This window comes from Streptomyces smaragdinus, assembly GCF_009604385.1.
GTDB classification, from domain to species: domain Bacteria; phylum Actinomycetota; class Actinomycetes; order Streptomycetales; family Streptomycetaceae; genus Streptomyces; species Streptomyces smaragdinus.
Genome location: NZ_WEGJ01000010.1, coordinates 24666 through 45234, shown reverse-complemented (window position 1 = coordinate 45234; position 20569 = coordinate 24666). Strand labels below are relative to the sequence as shown.

Annotated in this window: 18 protein-coding genes; 11 read left to right on the top strand and 7 right to left on the bottom strand. The window is 73.6% G+C overall.

Annotated features, from left to right (window positions below; translation table 11 throughout):
• The first annotated feature begins 1 nt into the window (after position 1).
• The 6 genes from SRB5_RS15715 to SRB5_RS15690 are packed head-to-tail and all read left to right on the top strand — an operon-like array spanning position 2 to position 7155.
• Complete coding sequence (locus SRB5_RS15715; RefSeq protein WP_323377999.1) at positions 2 to 1879, top strand: acetyl/propionyl/methylcrotonyl-CoA carboxylase subunit alpha; 1878 nt, start codon at positions 2 to 4, stop codon at positions 1877 to 1879.
• Positions 1880 to 1893: 14 nt separating this feature from the next.
• Complete coding sequence (locus SRB5_RS15710; protein WP_153452608.1) at positions 1894 to 3060, top strand: acyl-CoA dehydrogenase family protein; 1167 nt, start codon at positions 1894 to 1896, stop codon at positions 3058 to 3060.
• 54 nt (positions 3061 to 3114) lie between these two features.
• Positions 3115 to 4698 (top strand): 4-coumarate--CoA ligase family protein, encoded by a 1584-nt coding sequence (locus SRB5_RS15705; RefSeq protein WP_153452607.1) that lies wholly within the window; start codon positions 3115 to 3117, stop codon positions 4696 to 4698.
• Positions 4695 to 5486, top strand: coding sequence for an enoyl-CoA hydratase family protein (locus tag SRB5_RS15700; protein ID WP_153452606.1), 792 nt, complete (start codon positions 4695 to 4697; stop codon positions 5484 to 5486). Before SRB5_RS15705 ends, SRB5_RS15700 begins: the two co-directional genes overlap by 4 nt.
• Positions 5441 to 6076, top strand: coding sequence for a TetR/AcrR family transcriptional regulator (locus tag SRB5_RS15695; RefSeq protein WP_153452605.1), 636 nt, complete (start codon positions 5441 to 5443; stop codon positions 6074 to 6076). Before SRB5_RS15700 ends, SRB5_RS15695 begins: the two co-directional genes overlap by 46 nt.
• 59 nt (positions 6077 to 6135) lie before the next feature.
• Positions 6136 to 7155, top strand: a complete 1020-nt coding sequence (locus SRB5_RS15690; RefSeq protein ID WP_153452604.1) for a hypothetical protein — start codon at positions 6136 to 6138, stop codon at positions 7153 to 7155.
• Here SRB5_RS15690 and SRB5_RS15685 read toward each other — a convergent pair.
• Positions 7152 to 8054, bottom strand: coding sequence for an alpha/beta fold hydrolase (locus SRB5_RS15685; protein ID WP_153452603.1), 903 nt, complete (start codon positions 8052 to 8054; stop codon positions 7152 to 7154). The genes SRB5_RS15690 and SRB5_RS15685 overlap by 4 nt on opposite strands.
• 305 nt (positions 8055 to 8359) lie before the next feature.
• Positions 8360 to 9052 (bottom strand): metal-dependent transcriptional regulator, encoded by a 693-nt coding sequence (locus tag SRB5_RS15680; protein ID WP_153452602.1) that lies wholly within the window; start codon positions 9050 to 9052, stop codon positions 8360 to 8362.
• Positions 9053 to 9232: 180 nt separating this feature from the next.
• Between SRB5_RS15680 and SRB5_RS15675 the strand changes: the two genes are divergently transcribed.
• Positions 9233 to 9994, top strand: a complete 762-nt coding sequence (locus tag SRB5_RS15675; protein WP_153452601.1) for an SIS domain-containing protein — start codon at positions 9233 to 9235, stop codon at positions 9992 to 9994.
• Between the two features lie 102 nt (positions 9995 to 10096).
• Here SRB5_RS15675 and SRB5_RS15670 read toward each other — a convergent pair whose 3' ends face one another.
• Entirely contained in the window at positions 10097 to 11473 is a 1377-nt protein-coding gene (locus SRB5_RS15670; protein ID WP_153452600.1) for a PAS domain-containing protein, read from the bottom strand.
• Positions 11474 to 11842: 369 nt separating this feature from the next.
• The gene (pdxH, locus tag SRB5_RS15665; protein WP_153452704.1) at positions 11843 to 12466 is read right to left on the bottom strand and encodes a pyridoxamine 5'-phosphate oxidase; all 624 of its coding nucleotides are present in this window, start codon (positions 12464 to 12466) and stop codon (positions 11843 to 11845) included.
• 417 nt (positions 12467 to 12883) lie between these two features.
• Here pdxH and SRB5_RS15660 point away from each other — a divergent pair, with 417 nt between their 5' ends.
• Positions 12884 to 13993, top strand: coding sequence for a citrate synthase 2 (locus SRB5_RS15660; RefSeq protein ID WP_153452599.1), 1110 nt, complete (start codon positions 12884 to 12886; stop codon positions 13991 to 13993).
• Between the two features lie 146 nt (positions 13994 to 14139).
• Positions 14140 to 14508 carry an SH3 domain-containing protein gene (locus tag SRB5_RS15655; protein ID WP_323377969.1) on the top strand — a complete coding sequence of 123 codons (369 nt, stop codon included), beginning with the start codon at positions 14140 to 14142 and terminating at the stop codon, positions 14506 to 14508.
• 57 nt (positions 14509 to 14565) lie between these two features.
• On the opposite strand, the gene SRB5_RS15650 is transcribed toward SRB5_RS15655, so the two are convergent.
• The 3 genes from SRB5_RS15650 to SRB5_RS15640 are packed head-to-tail and all read right to left on the bottom strand — an operon-like array spanning position 14566 to position 17677.
• Positions 14566 to 16170 (bottom strand): transporter, encoded by a 1605-nt coding sequence (locus tag SRB5_RS15650; RefSeq protein WP_153452597.1) that lies wholly within the window; start codon positions 16168 to 16170, stop codon positions 14566 to 14568.
• A complete protein-coding gene (locus SRB5_RS15645) occupies positions 16167 to 16943 on the bottom strand; it encodes an ABC transporter ATP-binding protein (protein WP_153452596.1) in 777 nt (258 codons plus the stop codon). Before SRB5_RS15645 ends, SRB5_RS15650 begins: the two co-directional genes overlap by 4 nt.
• Before the next feature lie 23 nt (positions 16944 to 16966).
• Positions 16967 to 17677 carry a bifunctional DNA primase/polymerase gene (locus SRB5_RS15640; RefSeq protein WP_323377968.1) on the bottom strand — a complete coding sequence of 237 codons (711 nt, stop codon included), beginning with the start codon at positions 17675 to 17677 and terminating at the stop codon, positions 16967 to 16969.
• Between the two features lie 172 nt (positions 17678 to 17849).
• Between SRB5_RS15640 and SRB5_RS15635 the strand changes: the two genes are divergently transcribed.
• Entirely contained in the window at positions 17850 to 19259 is a 1410-nt protein-coding gene (locus SRB5_RS15635) for a transcriptional regulator (RefSeq protein ID WP_153452594.1), read from the top strand.
• A gap of 147 nt (positions 19260 to 19406) precedes the next feature.
• Positions 19407 to 20555 (top strand): hypothetical protein, encoded by a 1149-nt coding sequence (locus SRB5_RS15630; RefSeq protein ID WP_153452593.1) that lies wholly within the window; start codon positions 19407 to 19409, stop codon positions 20553 to 20555.
• Positions 20556 to 20569 lie beyond the last annotated feature (14 nt).

The following is a 20569-nucleotide window of genomic DNA, read 5'->3' as shown; positions in this document are numbered from 1 at the left end:
AGTGATCACCACCCTCCTGGTCGCGAACCGCGGCGAGATCGCCTGCCGTGTCTTCCGCACCTGCCGCGACCTCGGCATCGCGACGGTCGCCGTGCACTCCGACGCCGACGCCGGCGCGCTGCACGTCCGCGAGGCGGACGCGGCCGTACGGCTTCCCGGCGACGCCCCCGCCGACACCTATCTGCGGGGTGATCTGATCATCGAGGCCGCCCTCGCCGCCGGCGCGGACGCGATCCACCCCGGATACGGGTTCCTCGCGGAGAACGCCGACTTCGCCCGGCAGGTCACCGAAGCGGGGCTCACCTGGATCGGCCCGCCGCCCGCCGCGATCGAGGCGATGGCGTCGAAGACCCGCGCCAAGGAACTCCTGGGCATCGCCCCCCTCGACCCCACCGCCGTCACGGAGACAGACCTCCCGGTCATCGTCAAAGCAGCCGCGGGCGGCGGCGGACGCGGCATGCGCGTCGTACGCGAACTCGCGGACCTCCCCGCCGAACTGACCGCCGCCTCGGCGGAGGCCGCCTCCGCGTTCGGCGACGGGGAGGTGTTCGTCGAGCCGTACATCGAGGCCGGACGGCACGTCGAGGTGCAGATCCTCGCCGACACCCACGGCACCGTCTGGACGCTCGGCACCCGCGACTGCTCCCTCCAGCGCCGCCACCAGAAGGTCATCGAGGAGGCCCCGGCGCCCGGCGGACCGTGGGACGAGCTGTACGAGCAGGCCGCCGCCATCGCCAAGACCATCGGCTACACCGGCGCCGGCACCGTCGAGTTCCTGGTCCCGCCCACCGGCCGCGCCCAGTTCCTCGAGGTCAACACCCGCCTCCAGGTCGAGCACCCGGTCACCGAGCTCGTGTACGGCGTCGACCTCGTCGCCCTCCAGCTGTCCGTCGCCGAGGGCACCCCCCTCCCCGCCGAGCCCCCGGAGCCCCAGGGGCACGCCGTGGAGGCCCGGCTGTACGCGGAGGACCCGGCGAGTGCCTTCGCCCCGCAGACGGGCGTCCTGCACCGTCTGGCGGTCCCCACAGGCGTACGCCTGGACACCGGGTACGCGGACGGGGACGCGGTCACCCCGTACTACGACGCCATGCTCGCCAAGGTCATCGTCCACGCCCCCACCCGGGCCGAGGCGGTACGCCGCCTGACGCACGCCCTGCGGCGTACGAAGGCCCACGGCCCGGCGACCAACCGCGACCTCCTCGTCCGCTCCCTGACCCACCCGGAGTTCACGGACGGCCGCACCGACACCGGCTTCTACGACCGCCACCTCACCGGCCTGACCACCCCCGCCGACGGCACGGACCTCGCCGCCCTTGCCGCCGCCCTGGCCGACGCCGCCGGACGCGCGACCGCCGCGAAGCTGACCGCCCGCATCGGCGGCTGGCGCAACGTACCCTCCCAGGCCCAGACCAAGACGTACTCGGGAATCACCGTCCGCTACCGCCTCACCCGCGACGGACAGCTCCACGGCCACCCCGGCGTCCGCCTGCTCTCCGCCGCCCCCCACCGCGTCGTGCTGGAGGTGAACGGCGTCTCCCGCGCGTACGACGTCGCCGCCTACCCCGACGGCACCGTCCACGTCGACACGCCGCAGACCTCCGTCACCCTCCGCGCGGAGCCCCGCTTCACCGACCCCTCGACGCAGACGGCGCCCGGTTCGCTGCTCGCCCCCATGCCGGGGACCGTCGTACGGATCGCCGACGGCGTCGCACCGGGGGCGGCGGTCGTTGCCGGACAGCCGCTGCTGTGGCTGGAGGCGATGAAGATGGAGCACCGCGTGACCGCTCCCGCCGCCGGGACACTGACCGCCCTGCACGCCGAACCCGGGCGGCAGGTGCAACCCGGGGCACTGCTCGCCGTAATCGAAGAAACGAACTGACAGGGAGCCCGTTCATGACCACCGCAGTCCTCGAGTCCGACGAACACAAGGCCCTGCGCGCCGCCGTCGCCGCCCTCGGCAACCGCTACGGCCGCGAGTACTTCACCCGCGTCACCGCCGCCGGCGAGCACACCGACGAGCTCTGGGCGGAGGCCGCCAAGCTCGGCTACCTCGGCGTCAACCTCCCCGAGGAGTACGGCGGCGGAGGCAGCGGCATCGCGGAGCTGTCCATCGTCCTGGAGGAGCTCGGCGCCGCCGGCTGCCCCCTCCTCATGCTGATCGTCTCCCCCGCCATCTGCGGCACCGTCATCGCCCGCTTCGGCACCGAGGCCCAGAAGCGCCAGTGGCTGCCCGGGCTGGCGGACGGCAGCGTCAAGATGGCCTTCGGCATCACCGAGCCCGACGCCGGCTCCAACTCCCACCGCATCACCACCACCGCCCGCCGCGACGGCGACGACTGGCTGCTCACCGGCCGCAAGGTGTTCGTCTCCGGCGTCGACATAGCGGCCGCCACCCTCATCGTCGGCCGCACCGAGGACGCCCGTACGGGCAAGCTCAAGCCCTGCCTGTTCATCGTCCCCCGCGACGCCGAGGGCTTCGAACGCCGGCACATCCCGATGGAGCTGCACGCCCCGGAGAAGCAGTTCGAGCTCACCCTCGACGACGTCCGCCTGCCCGCCGACGCCCTGGTCGGCGACGAGGACGCGGGCCTCCTCCAGCTGTTCGCCGGACTGAACCCCGAGCGCATCATGACCGCCGCCTTCGCCCTGGGCCTCGGCCGCAACGCCCTCGGCAAGGCCGTGGAGTACGCCCGTACCCGCCAGGTGTGGAAGGGCGGCCCCATCGGCGTCCACCAGGCCATCGCGCACCCCCTCGCGCAGGCGCACATCGAGCTGGAGCTGGCGCGGCTGATGATGCAGAAGGCCGCCGCCTTCTACGACGCGGGCGACGACTTCGCCGCCGGCGAGGCCGCGAACATGGCGAAGTACGCCGCCGCCGAGGCCGCGGGGAAGGCCGTCGACCAGGCCGTGCACACCCTCGGCGGCAACGGGCTGACGACCGAGTTCGGCCTCGCCCAGATGCTCACCGCCTCCCGCGTGGCCCGGATCGCCCCCGTCTCCCGGGAAATGATCCTGAATTACGTGTCCCATCAGACCCTGGGGCTGCCCAAGTCGTACTGACCCGCGCCATGATGCGGCACACATCAGGCGCGCGCCCCGGAAGGAAGAACGACGATGATCTTCCAGAGTGAATTCGACCCCGTCACCCCCGTCGACCTGCCCATCCACGACGCCGTCCTCGGCAACGCCGCCGAGTTCGGCGACATCCCCGCGCTGATCGACGGCGTCGAGGGCACGACGGTCACGTACAGCCAGCTCGACCTGTTCACCCGGCGGATCGCCGCCGCCCTCGCCGAGTCGGGCGTCCGCAAGGGCGACGTGCTGGCGCTGCACAGCCCCAACACGATCGCCTACCCGGCCGTGTTCTACGGCGCCACCCGCGCGGGGGCGTCGGTGACGACCGTGCATCCGCTGTCCACCCCGGCGGAGTTCGCCAAGCAGCTGCGGGACTCGGGCGCGCGGTGGATCGTCACCGTGTCGCCGCTGCTGGACACCGCGCGGGCCGCCGCCGAGCAGGCCGGGGGGATCGCGGAGATCTTCGTGTGCGACCAGGCGCCGGGTCACCGTTCGGTGCTGGAGATGCTGGGGTCGACGGCGCCCGAACCGGACGTCGACATCGACCCCGCCGAGGACATCGCCGTCCTGCCGTACTCCTCCGGCACGACGGGCGTCCCCAAGGGCGTGATGCTCACCCACCGCTCCATCGCCACGAACCTCGTGCAGCTCGACCCGACGATGCCGTCCGTCCCCGGCGACCGGATCCTCGCGGTGCTGCCGTTCTTCCACATCTACGGGCTGACCGCCCTGATGAACGGCCCCCTGCGGCGCGGCGTCACCGTCGTCGTGCTGCCGCGCTTCGATCTGGAGCAGTTCCTGTCGGCGATCGAGAAGCACCGCATCCAGGGGCTGTACGTGGCTCCGCCGATCGTGCTCGCCCTCGCGAAGCATCCGGCGGTCGACGGTTACGACCTCAGCTCGCTGGAGTACATCCTCTCCGCCGCCGCCCCGCTGGACGCCGAACTCGCGCGCGCCTGCTCGACGCGACTCGGCATTCCGCCCGTCCTCCAGGCGTACGGGATGACCGAGCTTTCACCGGGTACGCACAGCGTGCCGCGCGACAGCGAGGACTTCCCCGCGGGCGCGGTCGGCAAACTGCTGCCGTCCACCGAGATGCGGATCGTCGGTCTCGACGACCCGGACACCGATCTGGGGGTCGGCGAATCGGGGGAGATCTGGATCCGCGGGCCGCAGGTGATGAAGGGCTACTTCGGCCGCCCCGAGGACACCGACGCCATGATCGACAAGGACGGCTGGCTGCACACCGGGGACATCGGGCGGGTCGACGACAACGGCTGGCTGTTCGTCGTCGACCGGGTGAAGGAGCTCATCAAGTACAAGGGCTACCAGGTCGCCCCCGCCGAGCTGGAGGCCCTGCTGCTCACCGACCCGCGGATCGCCGACGCGGCGGTCATCGGGGTGTCGGACGAGGACGGCCAGGAGATCCCCAAGGCCTTCGTCGTACGGCAGCCCGGGCAGACGCTCACCGCCGACGATGTGGTGCAATTCGTGGCCGGGCAGGTGGCCCCGTACAAGAAGGTCCGCCGGGTGGAGTTCGTGGACGCGGTGCCACGGGCCATCAGCGGCAAGATCCTGCGGCGTGAGCTGCGGGCCCGGGAGAGGAGCGGCAGCGCGTCATGACGGACGAACCCCTGGTGCGGGTGGCGGACGACCGCGGTGTCGCGGTCGTCACGCTGGACTCGCCGCACAATCGCAACGCCCTGTCGACGCGGCTGGTGACCGGGCTGTACGAGGCGTTCGCGGACGCGGCGGCCGATCCTGCGGTACGGGCGGTGCTGCTCACCCACACCGGGGGGACGTTCTGCGCGGGCGCCGATCTGTCGGAGGCCGTCTCCGGCGATCCGACGGACGGTCCGCTGGGGCTGGCGAAGCTGCTGCGGACGATCGTCGAGCTGCCGAAGCCGGTGCTGGCCGCCGTCACGGGGCACGTGCGGGCCGGCGGGCTCGGGCTGCTGGCGGCGTGCGACATCTCGGCGGCGGGGCCCGGGTCGTCGTTCGCGTTCACCGAGTCGCGGCTGGGGCTGGCCCCGGCGGTGATCTCCATGCCGGTGCTGCCGCGGGTCGACCCCCGGGCGGCGGCGCGCTACTACCTGACGGGGGAGCGCTTCGACGCGGCGGAGGCGGCGCGGATCGGCCTCGTCACGCTGGCGGGGGAGCCCTCGTCGGAGCTCGCGCCCGTGCTCGACGGCATCCGGCGGGCGTCGCCGCAGGGGCTGGCGGAGTCGAAGCGGCTGACGACGGCGGACGTCCTGCGGGCGTTCGACCGGGACACCCGGCCGCTGGCCGACCTGTCGGCGCGGCTGTTCGGGTCGGATGAGGCGCGCGAGGGCATGACGGCGTTCCTGGAGCGGCGGAGCCCCGTATGGGCGCCGGACGACGCCCCGTCATCGCGAGGGCATTCGCTGTGACGCGCACCGCCCCCCGCGCGGCGACCGCCCCCAAGCAGGACCGCAGCCGGGTCACCCGGCAGCGGCTGCTGGAGGCGGCCGTGGCGTGCCTCGCGGAGTACGGGTGGTCGGGGTCCACGGTCACCGTCGTCGCCGAGCACGCGGGCGTCTCGCGGGGGGCGGCGCAGCATCACTTCCCCACCCGGGAGGACCTGTTCACGGCGGCCGTCCAGCATGTCGCCGTCGAACGTTCCGAGGCGCTGCGGGGGCTGGGCCCCGGCTCCACCCGCGAGACGCTCACGGCGATCGTCGGGCTCTACACCGGACCCCTGTTCCGCGCGGCCCTGCAGCTGTGGGTGGCGGCGGCGCACGAGGAGCAGCTGCGGCCCCGGGTCGCGGCCCTGGAGTCCCGCTTCGGACGGGAGGCGCACCGGATCACGGTGGAGCTGCTGGGCGCCGACGAGTCCCGGCCGGGGGTGCGGGAGAGCATCCAGGGGTTCCTGGACATGGCGCGCGGGCTGGGGCTGGCGACCCTGCTGACGGACGACACGGCGCGGCGGGAGCGGGTCGTCGCGCAGTGGGCGGCGCTGCTGGAGACGGCGCTGGCGTAACGCCGGCGGGCTGAACAGGGCCGTTGTACACCGTCCAAGTCCCCTCGTACGCTGCCCCGATGATCGTTCCTACGCCCCTCGGGGCCGCCATCGACGCATTCGAAGCCGCCGTCCGGGAGCGCTCGCAGAGCGCGGAGGAGGCCTTCCGGCGGGTGGGCGAGGCCCTGTCCGGCGCGGGCGCGGAGGAGAGCGCGGCGGCGGGGCCCCGGCTCGCGGCGCTGATACCCGACGTGCCGCCGGGGCCGGTGGCCCACCTCGCGGTGTTCGTCGGGGCCTGCGTGGAGCGCGGCGCCGACCCCGTCGCGTGCGCGGGACCCGTGATGGAAGGGCTGCGGCAGACGCTGCGCGGGGCGGTGGACTTCGCCGGGCGGTGGGGCGACGACCTGCCCGACCCGCAGAGCGTGGACCTCGACGACGCCGTCGTCGAACGGCTCGGCGGCGGGGAGGCGATCGGGGCCGCCCTGGCCTGGTGGACGCTGGAGCCCTGGGAGATGGCCGCCGTCGCCATGCTCAGCCACGGCTCCGTCCGCCGCACGCTGACCGGCCGGGACGAACTCGTCGCCCTCGCCAACCGGATCGCGGAGGCCACCGACGGCGAGCTGAAGTGCCTGCGGTACTCCCTCCTCGTACTGGACGACGAGCCCCTCGTCGTACTCCACCGGCCGAGCGGCACCGGCTACCGGCTGCGGATGAGCGGCATCGGCGACAACTTCCAGCTGCACACACTCCTCGCCCACGCCCTCATCGGCCCCGGCCGGCTGGCGGGGGAGCCGCCGTCGCCGCAGGCGGTCGCCGCCTGTCTGACGGGCGACATGTCCGAGGACGAACGGGTGAACACCGTCGGCGCCTTCAACCTCGTCTCCCCCGACGGCGAGTGGATCTGGAACGAGGGCACGCCCAGCGACATCCCCCTCGTGGACGGCGTCCGGCTGCTCGTCCTCGACCCGCCGCCGTACCAGCGGGGCTGGCCGGCGGGCCGGTTCTTCCCGAACATGGCCGCCGAACTGACCCTGGAGGGCGCGCTGAGCGCGGAGGAGAGCCGGACGCTGCTGGCGGGCGTGTCGGCGCCCTCGCGCTAGGCCACCAGCACCTCCGACAGGAACGGCTCCACGGCCGCGCGCCAGCCGTCCGGGGAGTCGTAGTGCACGAGATGGCCCGCGTCCGGGATCTCCGCGTACCGGCCGTACGGGAGGACGCGGACCATCTCCATCGCCTCCGCGCGGCCCAGCTCGCCGTCGATGCCGCGGACGACCAGCGTGGGGCACCGGACCTGGGCCAGCTCCTCCCAGTGCGCGTCGTGCACCCACGTCTCGCGGGCCGTCAGCATCTGGCGGCGGGAGAACAGCGGGCGCCAGCCGTCGGCGCGTTCCGTCATCGTCTCCGCGTAGAACGCGCCGCGGGAGGGAAGCGGGCGCTCCAGGACCGGGTCGCCCTCGCCGAACCAGGCGCGGACGTCGGCGAGGGTGGCGAACGGCAGCGGCCAGGTGTCGAACCAGGCCTCCCACTCGCGCTGCGAACGGGCGCCCAGGGCGGAGGCCCGCATGTCGCAGATGACGAGGGCCCGCACGAGGTCGGGGCGGCGGGCGGCGAGCTGCCAGGCCGTGAGGGCGCCCATGGAGTGGCCGATCAGGGCGACGGGGGCCAGGCCCAGCCGCTCGACGACGGCCTCGGCGTCGGCGACGAACGCGTCCCGGTCGTACGGGCCGCCCGGCGGCTTCTCGCTGTGGCCGTGACCGCGCTGGTCCACGGCGACGGCCCGGAAGCGCTCGGAGAGCCAGCGGGCGGTGGGCGCCCAGTGCGAGGCGCGGCCCATCAGGCCGTGGAGCAGCAGGACCCCGGGGCGGTCGGAGAGCGGGGCCGCACGGGACTGTCCGGGCTCCGCGCGGCGTGGCTCCGGCAGCGTCCTGGGCGGATCGGCGTACTCCCAGGCCGCGAGGCGGACTCCGCCGGCGCCTGTGACATCGATGCGGCGCGTCATTCGATCCGGCACCCCCAATCTCCTCGTCCCCGTGGGCCGGGCCGTCTGGTCCGGACAGAGCTCAGGCTATCGAACCTTTATTCGAACAAAGGGCTCTGGCAGCCATAACCCCACTTTCGAGTGACCTGGTCCCAGGGTTCACGGGGTCTCTCGCGGGGAGTGATGAAACCGGGAGGCGGACGAGGGGAGACCGCCGCGGGGGACGACCCTGGGAGCTCGGGGCTCCGGGTCGGTGTGAAGGGGAGGCGGGACCCCGGCGACGCCAGGCGCCGGGGTCCTTGTCATTCAGGACGCCCCGCACATCTCTACCTCTTCGCGACGAACACGTGCGACGCGATGTCCGCGTCGAGCTCGGCCGCCTCCCCGCCGCTGCCCACCAGCACCCCGCCCGCCGACGCGGTCACGCTGACCACCGAGCCCGGGCGGATGCCGGCCCGCCGCAGTGTGTACATCACCGTGGGGTCCGTCTGGATCGGCTCGCCGATCCGGCGGACGATCACGTTCTTCCCGTCGGCGCCGGGCTCGAGCTCGGTCAGGCTGACCATCCCGTCGTCCAGGAACGGGTCCGCGCTCTCCGCCTCGCCCAGCTCCTCCAGCCCCGGGATGGGATTGCCGTACGGCGACTCCGTCGGATGCCGCAGCAGCTCCAGCACCCGGCGCTCGACCGCCTCGCTCATCACGTGCTCCCAGCGGCAGGCCTCCGCGTGCACCTGCTCCCACTCCAGGCCGATCACGTCGACCAGCAGACACTCCGCCAGCCGGTGCTTGCGCATCACCCGGGTGGCGAGCCTGCGGCCCTCGACGGTCAGCTCCAGATGACGGTCCCCGGCCACCAGGACCAGTCCGTCCCGCTCCATCCGCGCGACGGTCTGGCTCACGGTCGGACCGCTCTGGTCGAGCCGCTCCGCGATCCTCGCGCGCATGGGGACCACGCCCTCCTCCTCGAGCTCGAGGATGGTGCGGAGATACATCTCCGTGGTGTCGATCAGTCCGGACATGCGTGCCCCTCGAGTGTGTCGTGCGGTGGCCCTGCCCACCAATTCTTGCGCATCCTGCTGACAACCGGGCCGGGCGTGCGTGACCGCGCCCGCGCCGATGTTCTCCCCGAGTCTGCTGACCGCTGCTTTCGTAGGAATATCGCGGGCCGTGACCGGGGCCGATGGTGTTGACTGCGGCCCATGACTTCGACTGGCGGCGATCTTTCCGGACGGTTCCTCGACGCCGCGATGGCGCGGCTGCGCCAGGTGCGCGACGAGGAGGCGGAGTCGATCGCGGCCGCCGGGACGCTGCTCGCCGACGCCGTGGCGGGCGGCGGCCGGCTGTGGGCGTACGGGGCGGGGCACTCCGGGCTGCCGGCGCAGGACCTCGTCTACCGGGCCGGCGGGCTGGCGCTGGTGAACCTCCTCGCCGTCCCCGGCGCCACCGCCGACGTCGTACCGGCGACGCTGGGCAGCGCGCTGGAGCGGGTCGAGGGGCTGGCGGGGACGGTGCTGCGGGCCAACGGCGTCCGGGAGGGCGACGCGGTGATCGTCATCTCCCTCTCCGGGCGGCAGACGCTCCCGGTGGAGATGGCGCTGGGGGCGCGCGAGCGGGGCGCGCGGGTCATCGGGGTCACGTCCGTGCGGTACGCCGAGCACACCACGTCCGCGCACGCGAGCGGGACGTTCCTGAAGGACAACTGCGACGTGGTGATCGACAACAAGATCCCGGTGGGCGACGCGGAACTCACCGTCCCCGAGGTCGCCCCCGCCCCCTTCGCGCCGGCGTCCACGGTCGTGATCAGCGCGATCCTCCAGTCCGTGACCGCCGAGGCGGCCGGCGCGCTCGCGGCCCGCGGCATCCGCCCGCCGGTGCTGCGCAGCGGCAACGTCGACGGCGGACTGGAGTGGAACGACGCGGTGTTCGCGGAGTACGGGGACCGGATCTTCTACGTCAGATGACCCCGGACGCAGCCCGCCCTCCCGGGGGACCAGCCCCATCCAGGCTACCGAGCCCCACCGACAAAGCCCCCTGACCAGGCAGTACGCGAAGCCACGCGCCCCTCACCCCAGCAACTCCGCCAGATCCAGCGCCGAAGCCACCCGCACCGCCACATCCTCCGCGTACATCGCGTCCCCCCGGCTGAACGCCCGCCGTGCCCCGCCGCGCAAGAACGTCAGCACCCCCAGCGTGCGCCCCCGGCTGCGCAGCACCGCGCACAGGGCGTGCTGGGCGCCCTGCGGCCACTTGCGCGCCACCGCCCAGCCCTCGGTCACGGCCGGGTCCGCGCCCGAGCAGCTGGCCCGTACCGACGACCCCCGGTCCACCGCCTGCAGCGCCGGGTGGCCGGCCGGATAGCGCAGCGGCACCCCGTGCGGGCCGGTCGGCAGACAGGGGCCGGGACCCTCCGCCGGCGTGGCGGCGGCCCGGATCAGCCGGCGCGGCGGCAGCTCGGCGGTCCCCGGCGGCAGCAGGTCGACCATCCCGTGGTCCGCGAACCCGGCGAGGGCGAAGTCCAGATAGACCGTCGCCGCCTCCATCGGATCCGCGCACTCGGCGGCGGCCCGCGCCGCCCGGTGCAGCTGATGGTCGCGGAACCGGGCCACCGCGGCCTCCTGCTCGGCCACCTTCGCCTCGGTGATGTCGTGGAACATCCACCCCACCCCCAGCGGCACCGCCTGCTCCGCCAGCGGCGACGCCAGCCGGACGAACGCACTGCGCCAGCACCGCCGCCGGGACTCCGCACCGGACGGATCGCCCTCCCCCCGCACCACCACCCAGATGTCCGCCTGAGCGGGCGGCGCCCCCTGCGCCAGCACATGCTGCAGCGCGGACTCCAGCTCCTCCGTCCCCTGCTCCAGCAGCTCGCCGAACGGCCGCCCGAGCAGCGCGGAGCGCCCCATGCGCAGCGCCCGCGCCGCCTGACCGTTCGCCGTGGCGGGCCGCAGATCGACGTCGACGAGGACCACACCCCAGGCGGCGTCCTCGAACAGGGCCTCGCTGAGGGCGATCGACCGCTCCAGGTCTATCTGCGCGTGCACCTCGCTGAACGCGCAGTACACCCCCGCCGGCTGCCCGGAAGCCGTCGTGACGGCGGCCGCCTGCACCCGTACGAGCAGCCGCCGGCCGTCCTTGGTGAGCAGCGCGAACTCGTGCACCTGCCGCCCCGTCGCCCCCGTCACGCCGAGCAGCCGGGCGTGGATCTCCTCGGCGTCCCCCGGCAGCGCGAGCCAGCCGGCGAGCCCCGGCCGGCCCACGGCCTCGGCGGCGCTCCAGCCGAGCAGATGCTCCGCCTCGCGGTTCCAGTGGGTGATCGCCCCGTCGGCGTCGAAGGCGCACAGGGCGGCGTCCATCCCGTCCAGCAGGGCGGACAGGAGCGCGGGTCCCGGTGCGGCGGGGGGCGTCTCACCCGTGCGGTTCGTATGGCGGGTCGCACTCATCCGTCACCCCCGGGTAGGCCGTCGCTGCCTTCGATCATTCAACTGGATGGTGACGTGGGACACACCCTGTTCGCGGAAAAGTTAATGGGTTGAGAGTGCCCGGACCGGTGCCTACTCTGTGGGGCACACGAGAAGGGAGGTGGTTCGGCGAATGTCTGAATACCGGACGCGTGAGGTGGCTGCGGGCGAGCGTCCGCCGTCGCGCAACGTTTACGCGTAACGCCGGACAAGGACGCGAGTGGTGCGTCCGGCCGGCCCAATCCCAAGCAGCACACCGGCCCGCGGCCCCAGCTGATACGTCCGATCAGCGCCCCCGCTCGTTTACGACGGGGAAGGGACCGCGGGCTTCTGCGTGATTACGGGCCATGATCACGGGCAGAGCCGCTCCACCGTCCACCCGCCCCCGCCGCGGACGTACCGCAGCCGGTCGTGCAGCCGGTTCTCCCGCCCCTGCCAGAACTCCACGGTCTGCGGTACGACCCGGAAGCCGCCCCACTCCGGCGGCGCCGGCACCTGCTCGCCCTCCGGATAGCGGTCCGCCAACTCGGCGTACGACCGGTCCAGTTCCGCCCGCGACGCGATGGGCGCCGACTGCCTGCTGGCCCACGCCCCGAGCTGCGAGCCGTGCGGCCGGACGCGGAAGTACGCGACCGACTCGTGCCGCGGGACGCGCTCGGCGGTGCCGCAGACGATGACCTGGCGCGCGAGGGGGTACCACGGGAAGAGCAGCGAGATGTTCGGGTTCTCGGCCAGCTCGCGGCCCTTGCGGGAGCCGTAGTTGGTGAAGAACGTGAACCCGCGGTGGTCGTACTGCTTCAGCAGCACCGTCCGCGAGCTGGGGCGGCCCTCGGCGTCGGCCGTGGAGACGACCATGGCGTTGGGTTCGTAGATCCCGCCGTACGCCGCCTCCTTGAACCACCGGTCGAACTGTTCGAGGGGATCGGCCGTGAGTTCCGCCTCCAGCAGCCCCTCGGAGCGGTACTGCTCGCGCATGCCGGCGGGGTCGAGGGAACGCTCGGCGCCGGCGGGCTCCCGGTCCGGCTCGGGGTCAACGTGTCGCACGCCGCATATCTTGCCGTACGAACGCCAGTGCCCGTACGGGTTGATGGCTGAGTTTGCCCGCCCGGAGGGTCCGGTAATCCCCGGATGACAAAGGCGGACAGTGTGCCTCATGTCACGGCCGCGCGCATGTGTGCAACTCACCAAAATCCGACCGCGTGACTCTGTGAACTCCGGACAGGTCCGGGATATCGTTGCGGGGCCTGCGGTCGGGTGATACCCGCCCGCGCGGGGAACGACCCAGTTGTACGGCGGACGCGAACGCGAGCTGACGATGCCGCGGACCGTGAGTCCGCCGCTCGAGCAGATCCGACCTTCATAGGTCCGACCTTCACAAAGGGGAGCCGCCTGATGTCCGACTTCGTACCCGGACTCGAGGGAGTCGTCGCGTTCGAGACGGAGATCGCCGAACCCGACAAGGAGGGCGGCGCGCTCCGCTACCGCGGCGTCGACATCGAGGACCTCGTCGGCCATGTGTCCTTCGGGAACGTCTGGGGCCTGCTGGTCGACGGCGCGTTCAACCCCGGGCTGCCGCCCGCCGAGCCGTTCCCGATCCCGGTCCACTCCGGGGACATCCGGGTGGACGTGCAGTCGGCGCTGGCGATGCTGGCGCCCGTCTGGGGCCTCAAGCCGCTGCTGGACATCGACGAGGCCCAGGCCCGCGACGATCTGGCGCGCGCGGCCGTGATGGCCCTGTCGTACGTGGCGCAGTCGGCCCGCGGCCAGGGGCTCGCGATGGTGCCGCAGCGGGAGATCGACAAGGCGCGCACCGTCGTCGAGCGGTTCATGATCCGCTGGCGGGGCGAGCCCGACCCGAAGCACGTGGCGGCGGTCGACGCGTACTGGACGTCCGCGGCCGAGCACGGCATGAACGCCTCCACGTTCACCGCCCGCGTCATCGCCTCCACCGGCGCCGACGTCGCCGCCTCGCTGTCCGGCGCGGTGGGCGCCATGTCGGGGCCGCTGCACGGCGGGGCGCCGTCCCGGGTGCTCGGGATGATCGAGGAGATCGAGCGCACCGGGGACGCCGACGCGTACGTCCGGGGCGCGCTGGACCGAGGCGAGCGGCTGATGGGCTTCGGCCACCGGGTGTACCGGGCGGAGGACCCGCGCGCCCGCGTGCTGCGGCGCACGGCCCGCGACCTCGGGGCGCCGCGGTTCGAGGTGGCGGAGGCGCTGGAGAAGGCGGCGCTGGCGGAGCTGCACGCGCGGCGCCCGGACCGGGTGCTGGCGACGAACGTGGAGTTCTGGGCGGCGATCGTGCTGGACTTCGCGGAGGTCCCGGCGCACATGTTCACGTCCATGTTCACCTGCGCCCGGACGGCCGGCTGGTCGGCGCACATCCTGGAGCAGAAGCGCACGGGCCGCCTCGTCCGCCCCTCCGCCCGCTACATCGGCCCGGGGACGCGGTCGCCGCAGACCATCGACGGTTACGAGGACGTGGTGGCCCCGGTCGGCTGAGCCGCGTCCGCCGCCGTCCGTGTGATCGGCGTCTGCCGAACGCGTGAAAAACACGGCCGGCGGCGAAGTCTTCGGTGCGATTGGTCAGATAGTCATACAAAACGGCGGAGTACGGATCCCGTCGAATGGACTGTCAAGGGGCAACTGTGCTGAAGAGTAGGAAAGTACTGGTCGCGGCTTCCGCGGGGGCCATGGTTCTCGGCGCCCTCGCCGCCGCGCCGACGGCCGCCGCGTCGCAGCCGGGATCGATGAAGACCTGGTGGGACGACAGCGCGGCGCAGGGCGTGGTGATCGCGAGGGGCGGGGTCAACATCCGCTCGGCGCCGACCACGAACGCGGGTTGGCGCGGGATCATCGGCAGGGGCGTCGTCGTCGACATCGAGTGCAAGACCTGGGGTCCGTTCGTCCTGGGCAACGACGTCTGGTTCAAGCTGTCCGGTGTCGAGGACGGCTGGGTGAGCGCCCGCTGGGTCAAGAACGTCGACTTCGTGCCGTCGTGCGACCACGACTGGTGACCTGACCCCGCACGCACCAAGTGAAGCCGCACCCCTCCAGGTGCGGCTTCACGCGCGTCACCCCCGGCTCACCGCCACCAGCACCTCCGGCAGCCTCCGCACCAGCCGCGGCGCCGCCACCCGCAGCCCGCCCTCCGCCAGCCCCCACGCGTACAGCACCCCCACCGGCAGCGTCAGCCACAGCCACCCGTGCAGATCGGCCACATGCAGCCAGATCACCGCCACCAGCACCGGCGCGCACAGCACGGCACCCACGACCATCCCGCCCATGATGCTGACGCTCGCGATCACCCCCTGACCGGGCGCGACGTTCTTGTAACCGTTGTCCGCCGGAATGGAGTACGGCACCACCACCGACGCCAGGGCCCCCGTCCCCACCAGCGCCCCGAGCAGCGCGAACGCGATGCCGAGCGCCTCCGCGAGCCGCCCCCACTCCCCGAAGAGCGCCGCCGCGCCGACGACCACGGCGGTCACGTACGGCACCGCGACCAGCAGCAGCGCCGAGGCCCGCCCCCGCAGCTCCTGATACGCGTCGTCCCGCCCGCCGATCGTCGCGGCGACCATCCAGAACGCCGAGTAATCCTGCCCGAACTGGTTGTACGCCTGCAGCCCCAGCAGCCCCGAGGCCCAGCAGGCCGTGTACACGCTGCCCCCGCCCTGCACCCCCGACACCACGGGGACCAGCAGCCCCACCCCGATCGCCGTCACCCACGCCGTGCGGGTCTTCGGATCACGCCACGCGTACAGCAGCGTCCGCCGCGCCACGGTCCCCGCCCGCCCGGCGGGCAGGAACCGGCCCCCGAGCCCGCCCCGAGCCCCCCGCACGGCCGCCGGAGAAGCGGCCTCCGGCGTCGACGCGTCCGGCGCCGTCATCAGCCGCGTGAGCACCCGCGCCCACCACCACAGCAACGCCCCCAGCGCCCCGGCGGCCAGCGCCAGCCCCACGGCCGCGCGCCCCCACTCACCGGCGCCGGCGGCCCGTACCGCGTCCACCGCCGACGCGGGCGGCACCCACCGCAGCACCCGGGCCACCGGCTCCAGCTCACCGAGCCCGGTCAGCTTCGTGGCCGCGAGGTTGACCCCCTGGATCCCGACGGCGACCACCAGCCCGCTCAGCAGCGCCAGGTCCCGCCCCCGCCGGCTGGTCAGCAGCCGCACGTTGGCCGCCGCCACCGCCCGCGCCAGCGCCAGACACACCAGCACCGTCAGCACCCCGGCCACCACAGCGACCACGGCCGCCGCCGCGCCCTCACCGGCGGCGATCACCGCACCGGCCACCAGGGTCACCGTGAACAGCGGGCCGATGCCGATCACCGAGGTCAGCAGCAGCGCGACGATCAGTGGCCGGGGCCGCAGCGGCAGCATCACCAGCCGGGTCGGGTCCAGCGTCTCGTCGCCGCCGGGGAAGAACAGCGGCAGGAACGCCCACGCCAGCGCGAGCAGCGCGGCCAGACAGACGGACAGCGCCCCGGCGTGGGCGTGCCCCCGCAGCAGGACCAGCCCCACGAGCTGCCCGGCCGCGAACAGCGCCACCAGCACGGCACCGAGGACGAACAGCGCCCGCCGCCCGGTGGACTGCCGCAGTCCGTTGCGCAGCAGCGTCAGCTTGAGCCGGGCGAACACCCCGGTCAGCGCGGCCGTCCGCAGCCCGCCGTCCGTCATCGGGGCGCCCCGCCCAGCCAGTCCAGGCTCTGCCCCGCGTCCCGCCCCTGCGCGCCCACCAGTTCGAGGAACGCCGCCTGCAGCGACGGAGCCTCGCCCCGTACCTCCTCGAGGGGCCCCTGGGCCCGGATCCGGCCGGCGCTCATCACGGCCACCCAGTCGCAGAGCGACTCCACCAGCTCCATCACATGGCTGGAGAACACGACCGTCGCCCCGGACCCCGTATAGCGCTCCAGCACGCCCCGGATGATCTGCGCCGAGACCGGATCGACGCCCTCGAAGGGCTCGTCCAGGAACAGGACCGACGGATTGTGCAGCAGGGCGGCCGCCAGCCCGATCTTCTTCCGCATACCGGTCGAGTAGTCGACGACCAGCTTGTGCTGCGCCGCCGACAGATCCAGTACGTCGAGCAGTTGCCCCGCCCGCTTGTCGACCTCGTCGCCCGGCAGCCCGCGCAGCCGCCCCAGATAGCCGAGCAGCTCCCGCCCGGAGAGCCGCTCGAACAGCCGCAGCCCCTCCGGCAGCACCCCGATCCGCGGCTTCACGGCGGCCGGGTCGGCCCAGACGTCCACGCCGCCGATCAGCACCCGCCCGGCGTCGGGCCGCAGCAGCCCCGTGACCATGGACAGCGTGGTGGTCTTGCCGGCGCCGTTCGGCCCGACGAGCCCGATGAAGCGGCCCGCGGGCAGGTCGAGGTCGATCCCGCCGACCGCGACCTGCTCACCGAACCGCTTCCACAGGCCTTCGACCCGCACGGCGGGGAGTTCAGTCATGCGGCCACGATAGGTGGCCCCGCTTACCCCCCGATCGCCCGGTCGCGCCCGCACGCGTACGCGAGGGGGCTGATCAGATCGTCCAGATCCGGGAACCAGGCGTTGGCCACCGTGGGTTTACGCACCCACTGCACGCACCCCCGGGTCCCCAGCCGGGTCGGCGGGGCCGCGATCCAGGTGCCCTCCCCGTGCACCCGCAGATCGACGGACTCCGGCGGATAGCCCTGCTTGCGCACCAGCCCCGCCGCCTTGACCGCGGCGCCGGGCAGGACGAAGAACAGCATCCGGCGGTCCGGCGACGCGGCGATCGGCCCCAGCGCCGTGCCCGTGCGCTCCAGCCGGGCCAGCGCCAGACAGCCCGCCGTCTCCGGCACGTCGACCACGTCGAACGTACGCCCGGTCGGCAGCAGGATCGACGCCCGCGGGGACTTCCCCCACAGCCGGGTCACCGTCGTCGGGCTGGCCGTCGCGGCGGCCCGCCAGTCCCGGCGCGCGGGGTGCGCGCCGGGCGCCTCGCAGTCGAGTGCGCCGCACGAGCACCGCTGCACTCCGCCCCGGCGTTCGTCGTCCGAGCGCTCGAGCCAGGTCCCCGGGATCACGTCCCAGTGCCGTTCCTCGACATAGCGCAGCGCGGTATCCAGCAGCTCACCGCTGGCCAAACGGCTCGAGGCGCGCTTCTGGGTGGGTAGTTGAACGGCGGTCGCTACTCCGATTGTGTCATTCACGCTCATCACAACTTCGGCCGTGAGCTGGGGTTACGGGCGGGGTTACGGGCTGGTGCGACAGTCCGGGGCGCATAGGCGCAGAGAGGGGGGCACGCGTTTCCGCGCCGTCTCCCCGGCAATGATCACCATGAGTGGCGATTCGCCGCTTTTCCGTGACTCTCCGTCCCTCAGGGGGTCGTGCATGGCCGCGAGGCCGATCATCACGCGCCAGCCGAACGAACGACTGCAGCACATGATTCAGGAGGCGGCCTGCTCGAACGCGGGACTGGCCCGGCGGGTGAACATAGTGGGCGCGGAGCACGGCGTGGACCTGCGGTACGACAAGACCTCCGTGGCCCGCTGGCTGCGCGGACAGCAGCCGCGCGGCCGGGCGCCCGCGATGATCGCGGAGGCGCTGGGCCGCAAGCTGGGCCGGGCCGTCAGCCTGGACGAGATCGGCATGTCCGACGGCCGCCGGGCCGGCGGAGCGGTGGGCCTGGCGTACGCGTCGGGGCTGGCGGAGGCGCTGGAGCAGGTGCGGGAGCTGTGGCGCAGCGACGTGTCGCGGCGGGCGTTCCTCGTCGAGTCGCCGCCGGTGGCCGCCGCGCTGGTGGAGCCGAGCCGGGACTGGCTGATCGGCGCCGGGGCGGAGCCCGTACGGCTGCGCGCGGCCGGACCGCGCCTGGGCCGGGGCGACGTCGCCGGGGTGCGCACGGCCACCGAGGGGTTCGTACGGCTGGACCAGCGGCACGGCGGGATGCCGATCCGCCCGGTGGTCGTGCACTACCTCAACACCGTGGTCGCCGGGCTGCTCGGCGGGCCCGGGCCGGAGCCGGCCGTACGGGAGCTGTACGTGTGCGCGGCGCGGCTCACCGAGCTGGCGGGCTGTATGGCGGTGGACTCGGGGCATCCGGGGCTGGCGCTGCGGTACCACATCCAGGCGCTGCGGCTGGCGGACGCGGGCGGCGACCGGGGGCTGGGCGGGTTCGTGCTGTGCGCCGGGATGAGCCGGCTCGCCGCCGGGATCGGCAGCCCCCGGGAGGCCCGCCAGCTGGCCCGTACGGCCATCGAGGGCACCCGGGAGCGGGCGGTGCCCCGCGCGCTGGCCCTCTTCCACGCGGCGGAGGCGCGCGCCGCGGCGGCCGACGGCGACGCCCACGGCTGCCAGGACGCCGCCCGGCGGGCGCTGAAGGCGATGGAGCGGGCGGAGGACGGCAAGGGGCCGGAGCCGCCGTGGATCACGCACTTCGACCGGGCGTACCTCGCGGACGAACTGGCCCACTGCCACCGCGATCTGGGCCAGCCCGCGGCCGCCGCCCGGCGCGCGCGGGAGGCCCTGGCCGGGCATCCGCCGGGGCGGGTGCGGCGCCGGGTGAGCGCGCTGGCGCTGCTGGCGGCGGCGCAGGCGGAGCAGCGCGAGATCGAGCAGGCGTGCGGTACCGGGATGAAGGCGGTGGAACTGCTCAAGGGCATCGGCTCGGCGCGCGCCACGGCGGATGTGACGCAACTCGCACGGCTGCTGCAGCCGTACAGCCAGGAGGCACCGGTGCGGGAGTTCCAGCAGCACTTCGCTGAGCTGGCTACGTCGCCCGAGGGCGCGGGGAGCAGGTAGCGTAACCGGACTGCCGCATTACCCCGGGGGGCGACCCCCGGGCCCCCAGCCGGACGAGGGCAGGTCAGCCGGGGTGCTCCGCCGCGGGGCGGACCCCGGGTCCGGGTGGTGTCCGGACGTAGAAGTGTGCGTTACGAGGAGAGCCGGGTGTCCCACAGCGGAGCCAGCGGTGAGCCGCAGGCACAGGAGCACGGGGGCGTACAGCCCGTCGGCGGCGAGCCCTGGGGCTCGACACCGGCACCGTACGCCCAGGCCCCGGGCCAGGACCCGGAGGCCACGCAGTACATACCACCGGTCGGCGACGCCTGGCCGGCCCAGGCCCCCCAGCCGCAGCAGCCCCCGCACCAGCCCCCCGGCGGCGACGCGGAGGCGACCCAGTACCTGCCGCCCGTCCCCGGCCAGGGCTTCCCCGGCGTCCCCCCGCAGCCGGCGCCGGACGAGCAGTACCGCATGCAGTCGCACGAGGCGTACGAGGAGTCCCCGCGCGCCCGCCACGCGGCGAACGACTTCGACGCCCTCTACCGCGACGCCCCGGCCGGCCCGGCCGAGACGCAGCCGATCCCCCGCTTCCAGCCGCAGCACCAGGGCGGCGGCTACGACCCGGCGCCGCCCCACGGCGGGGGCTACGACGACGGCTACTACGACGACGACGTCCGCCCCGGGATCCCCCGCTGGGCCCTGGTCGCCCTCGGCACCGCCGCGTGCGTCGTGATCGGCCTCACCGCCGGCTGGCTGATGGGCGGCAGCGACGGCGGCAAGGACGAGCCGACGGGAGGCGGCACCGCCTCGACGAGCGCCGAGCCGTCGCAGGAGGAGTTGCAGCCGGCCGCCGACCCGGCGAAGGCCCAGGCCGGCGAGCTCAGCAAGCTGCTGGAGACCAGCAACGACAGCCGGACGTCGGTGATCAGCGCGGTCGACAACATCAAGAAGTGCGACAACCTGGCCGGTGCCGCCCGCGATCTGCGCGCCGCCGCCCGGCAGCGCAACAATCTGGTCACACAGCTCCAGCAGCTGACGATCGACAAGGTGCCGGACAGCGGCGAGCTCTCGCAGGCCCTGACCAACGCCTGGAAGGCCTCCGCCAGCGCCGACGCGCACTACGCGAACTGGGCGGACCAGATGGCCCGCAGCAAGCGCGGCTGCGCGGGCGGGCACGGCGTCCGGGGCACGTCCGAGAGCCGCGCCGGCGACCGGCAGAGCGGGACCGCCTCGCAGGCCAAGCAGAACGCCGCCAAGCTGTGGAATCCGACCGCCCAGAAGTACGGTCTGCCGACCCGGCAGTCCTCCGATCTGTGACCCGGCTCGCACGG

Coding starts and splice junctions, on each gene's coding strand:
- SRB5_RS15710 (WP_153452608.1), top strand. CDS start 1,894: ATGACCACCGCAGTCCTCGAGTCCGACGAACACAAGGCCCTGCGCGCC.
- SRB5_RS15705 (WP_153452607.1), top strand. CDS start 3,115: ATGATCTTCCAGAGTGAATTCGACCCCGTCACCCCCGTCGACCTGCCC.
- SRB5_RS15700 (WP_153452606.1), top strand. CDS start 4,695: ATGACGGACGAACCCCTGGTGCGGGTGGCGGACGACCGCGGTGTCGCG.
- SRB5_RS15695 (WP_153452605.1), top strand. CDS start 5,441: ATGGGCGCCGGACGACGCCCCGTCATCGCGAGGGCATTCGCTGTGACG.
- SRB5_RS15690 (WP_153452604.1), top strand. CDS start 6,136: ATGATCGTTCCTACGCCCCTCGGGGCCGCCATCGACGCATTCGAAGCC.
- SRB5_RS15685 (WP_153452603.1), bottom strand. CDS start 8,054: ATGACGCGCCGCATCGATGTCACAGGCGCCGGCGGAGTCCGCCTCGCG.
- SRB5_RS15680 (WP_153452602.1), bottom strand. CDS start 9,052: ATGTCCGGACTGATCGACACCACGGAGATGTATCTCCGCACCATCCTC.
- SRB5_RS15675 (WP_153452601.1), top strand. CDS start 9,233: ATGACTTCGACTGGCGGCGATCTTTCCGGACGGTTCCTCGACGCCGCG.
- SRB5_RS15670 (WP_153452600.1), bottom strand. CDS start 11,473: ATGAGTGCGACCCGCCATACGAACCGCACGGGTGAGACGCCCCCCGCC.
- pdxH (WP_153452704.1), bottom strand. CDS start 12,466: ATGCGCGAGCAGTACCGCTCCGAGGGGCTGCTGGAGGCGGAACTCACG.
- SRB5_RS15660 (WP_153452599.1), top strand. CDS start 12,884: ATGTCCGACTTCGTACCCGGACTCGAGGGAGTCGTCGCGTTCGAGACG.
- SRB5_RS15650 (WP_153452597.1), bottom strand. CDS start 16,170: ATGACGGACGGCGGGCTGCGGACGGCCGCGCTGACCGGGGTGTTCGCC.
- SRB5_RS15645 (WP_153452596.1), bottom strand. CDS start 16,943: ATGACTGAACTCCCCGCCGTGCGGGTCGAAGGCCTGTGGAAGCGGTTC.
- SRB5_RS15635 (WP_153452594.1), top strand. CDS start 17,850: ATGGCCGCGAGGCCGATCATCACGCGCCAGCCGAACGAACGACTGCAG.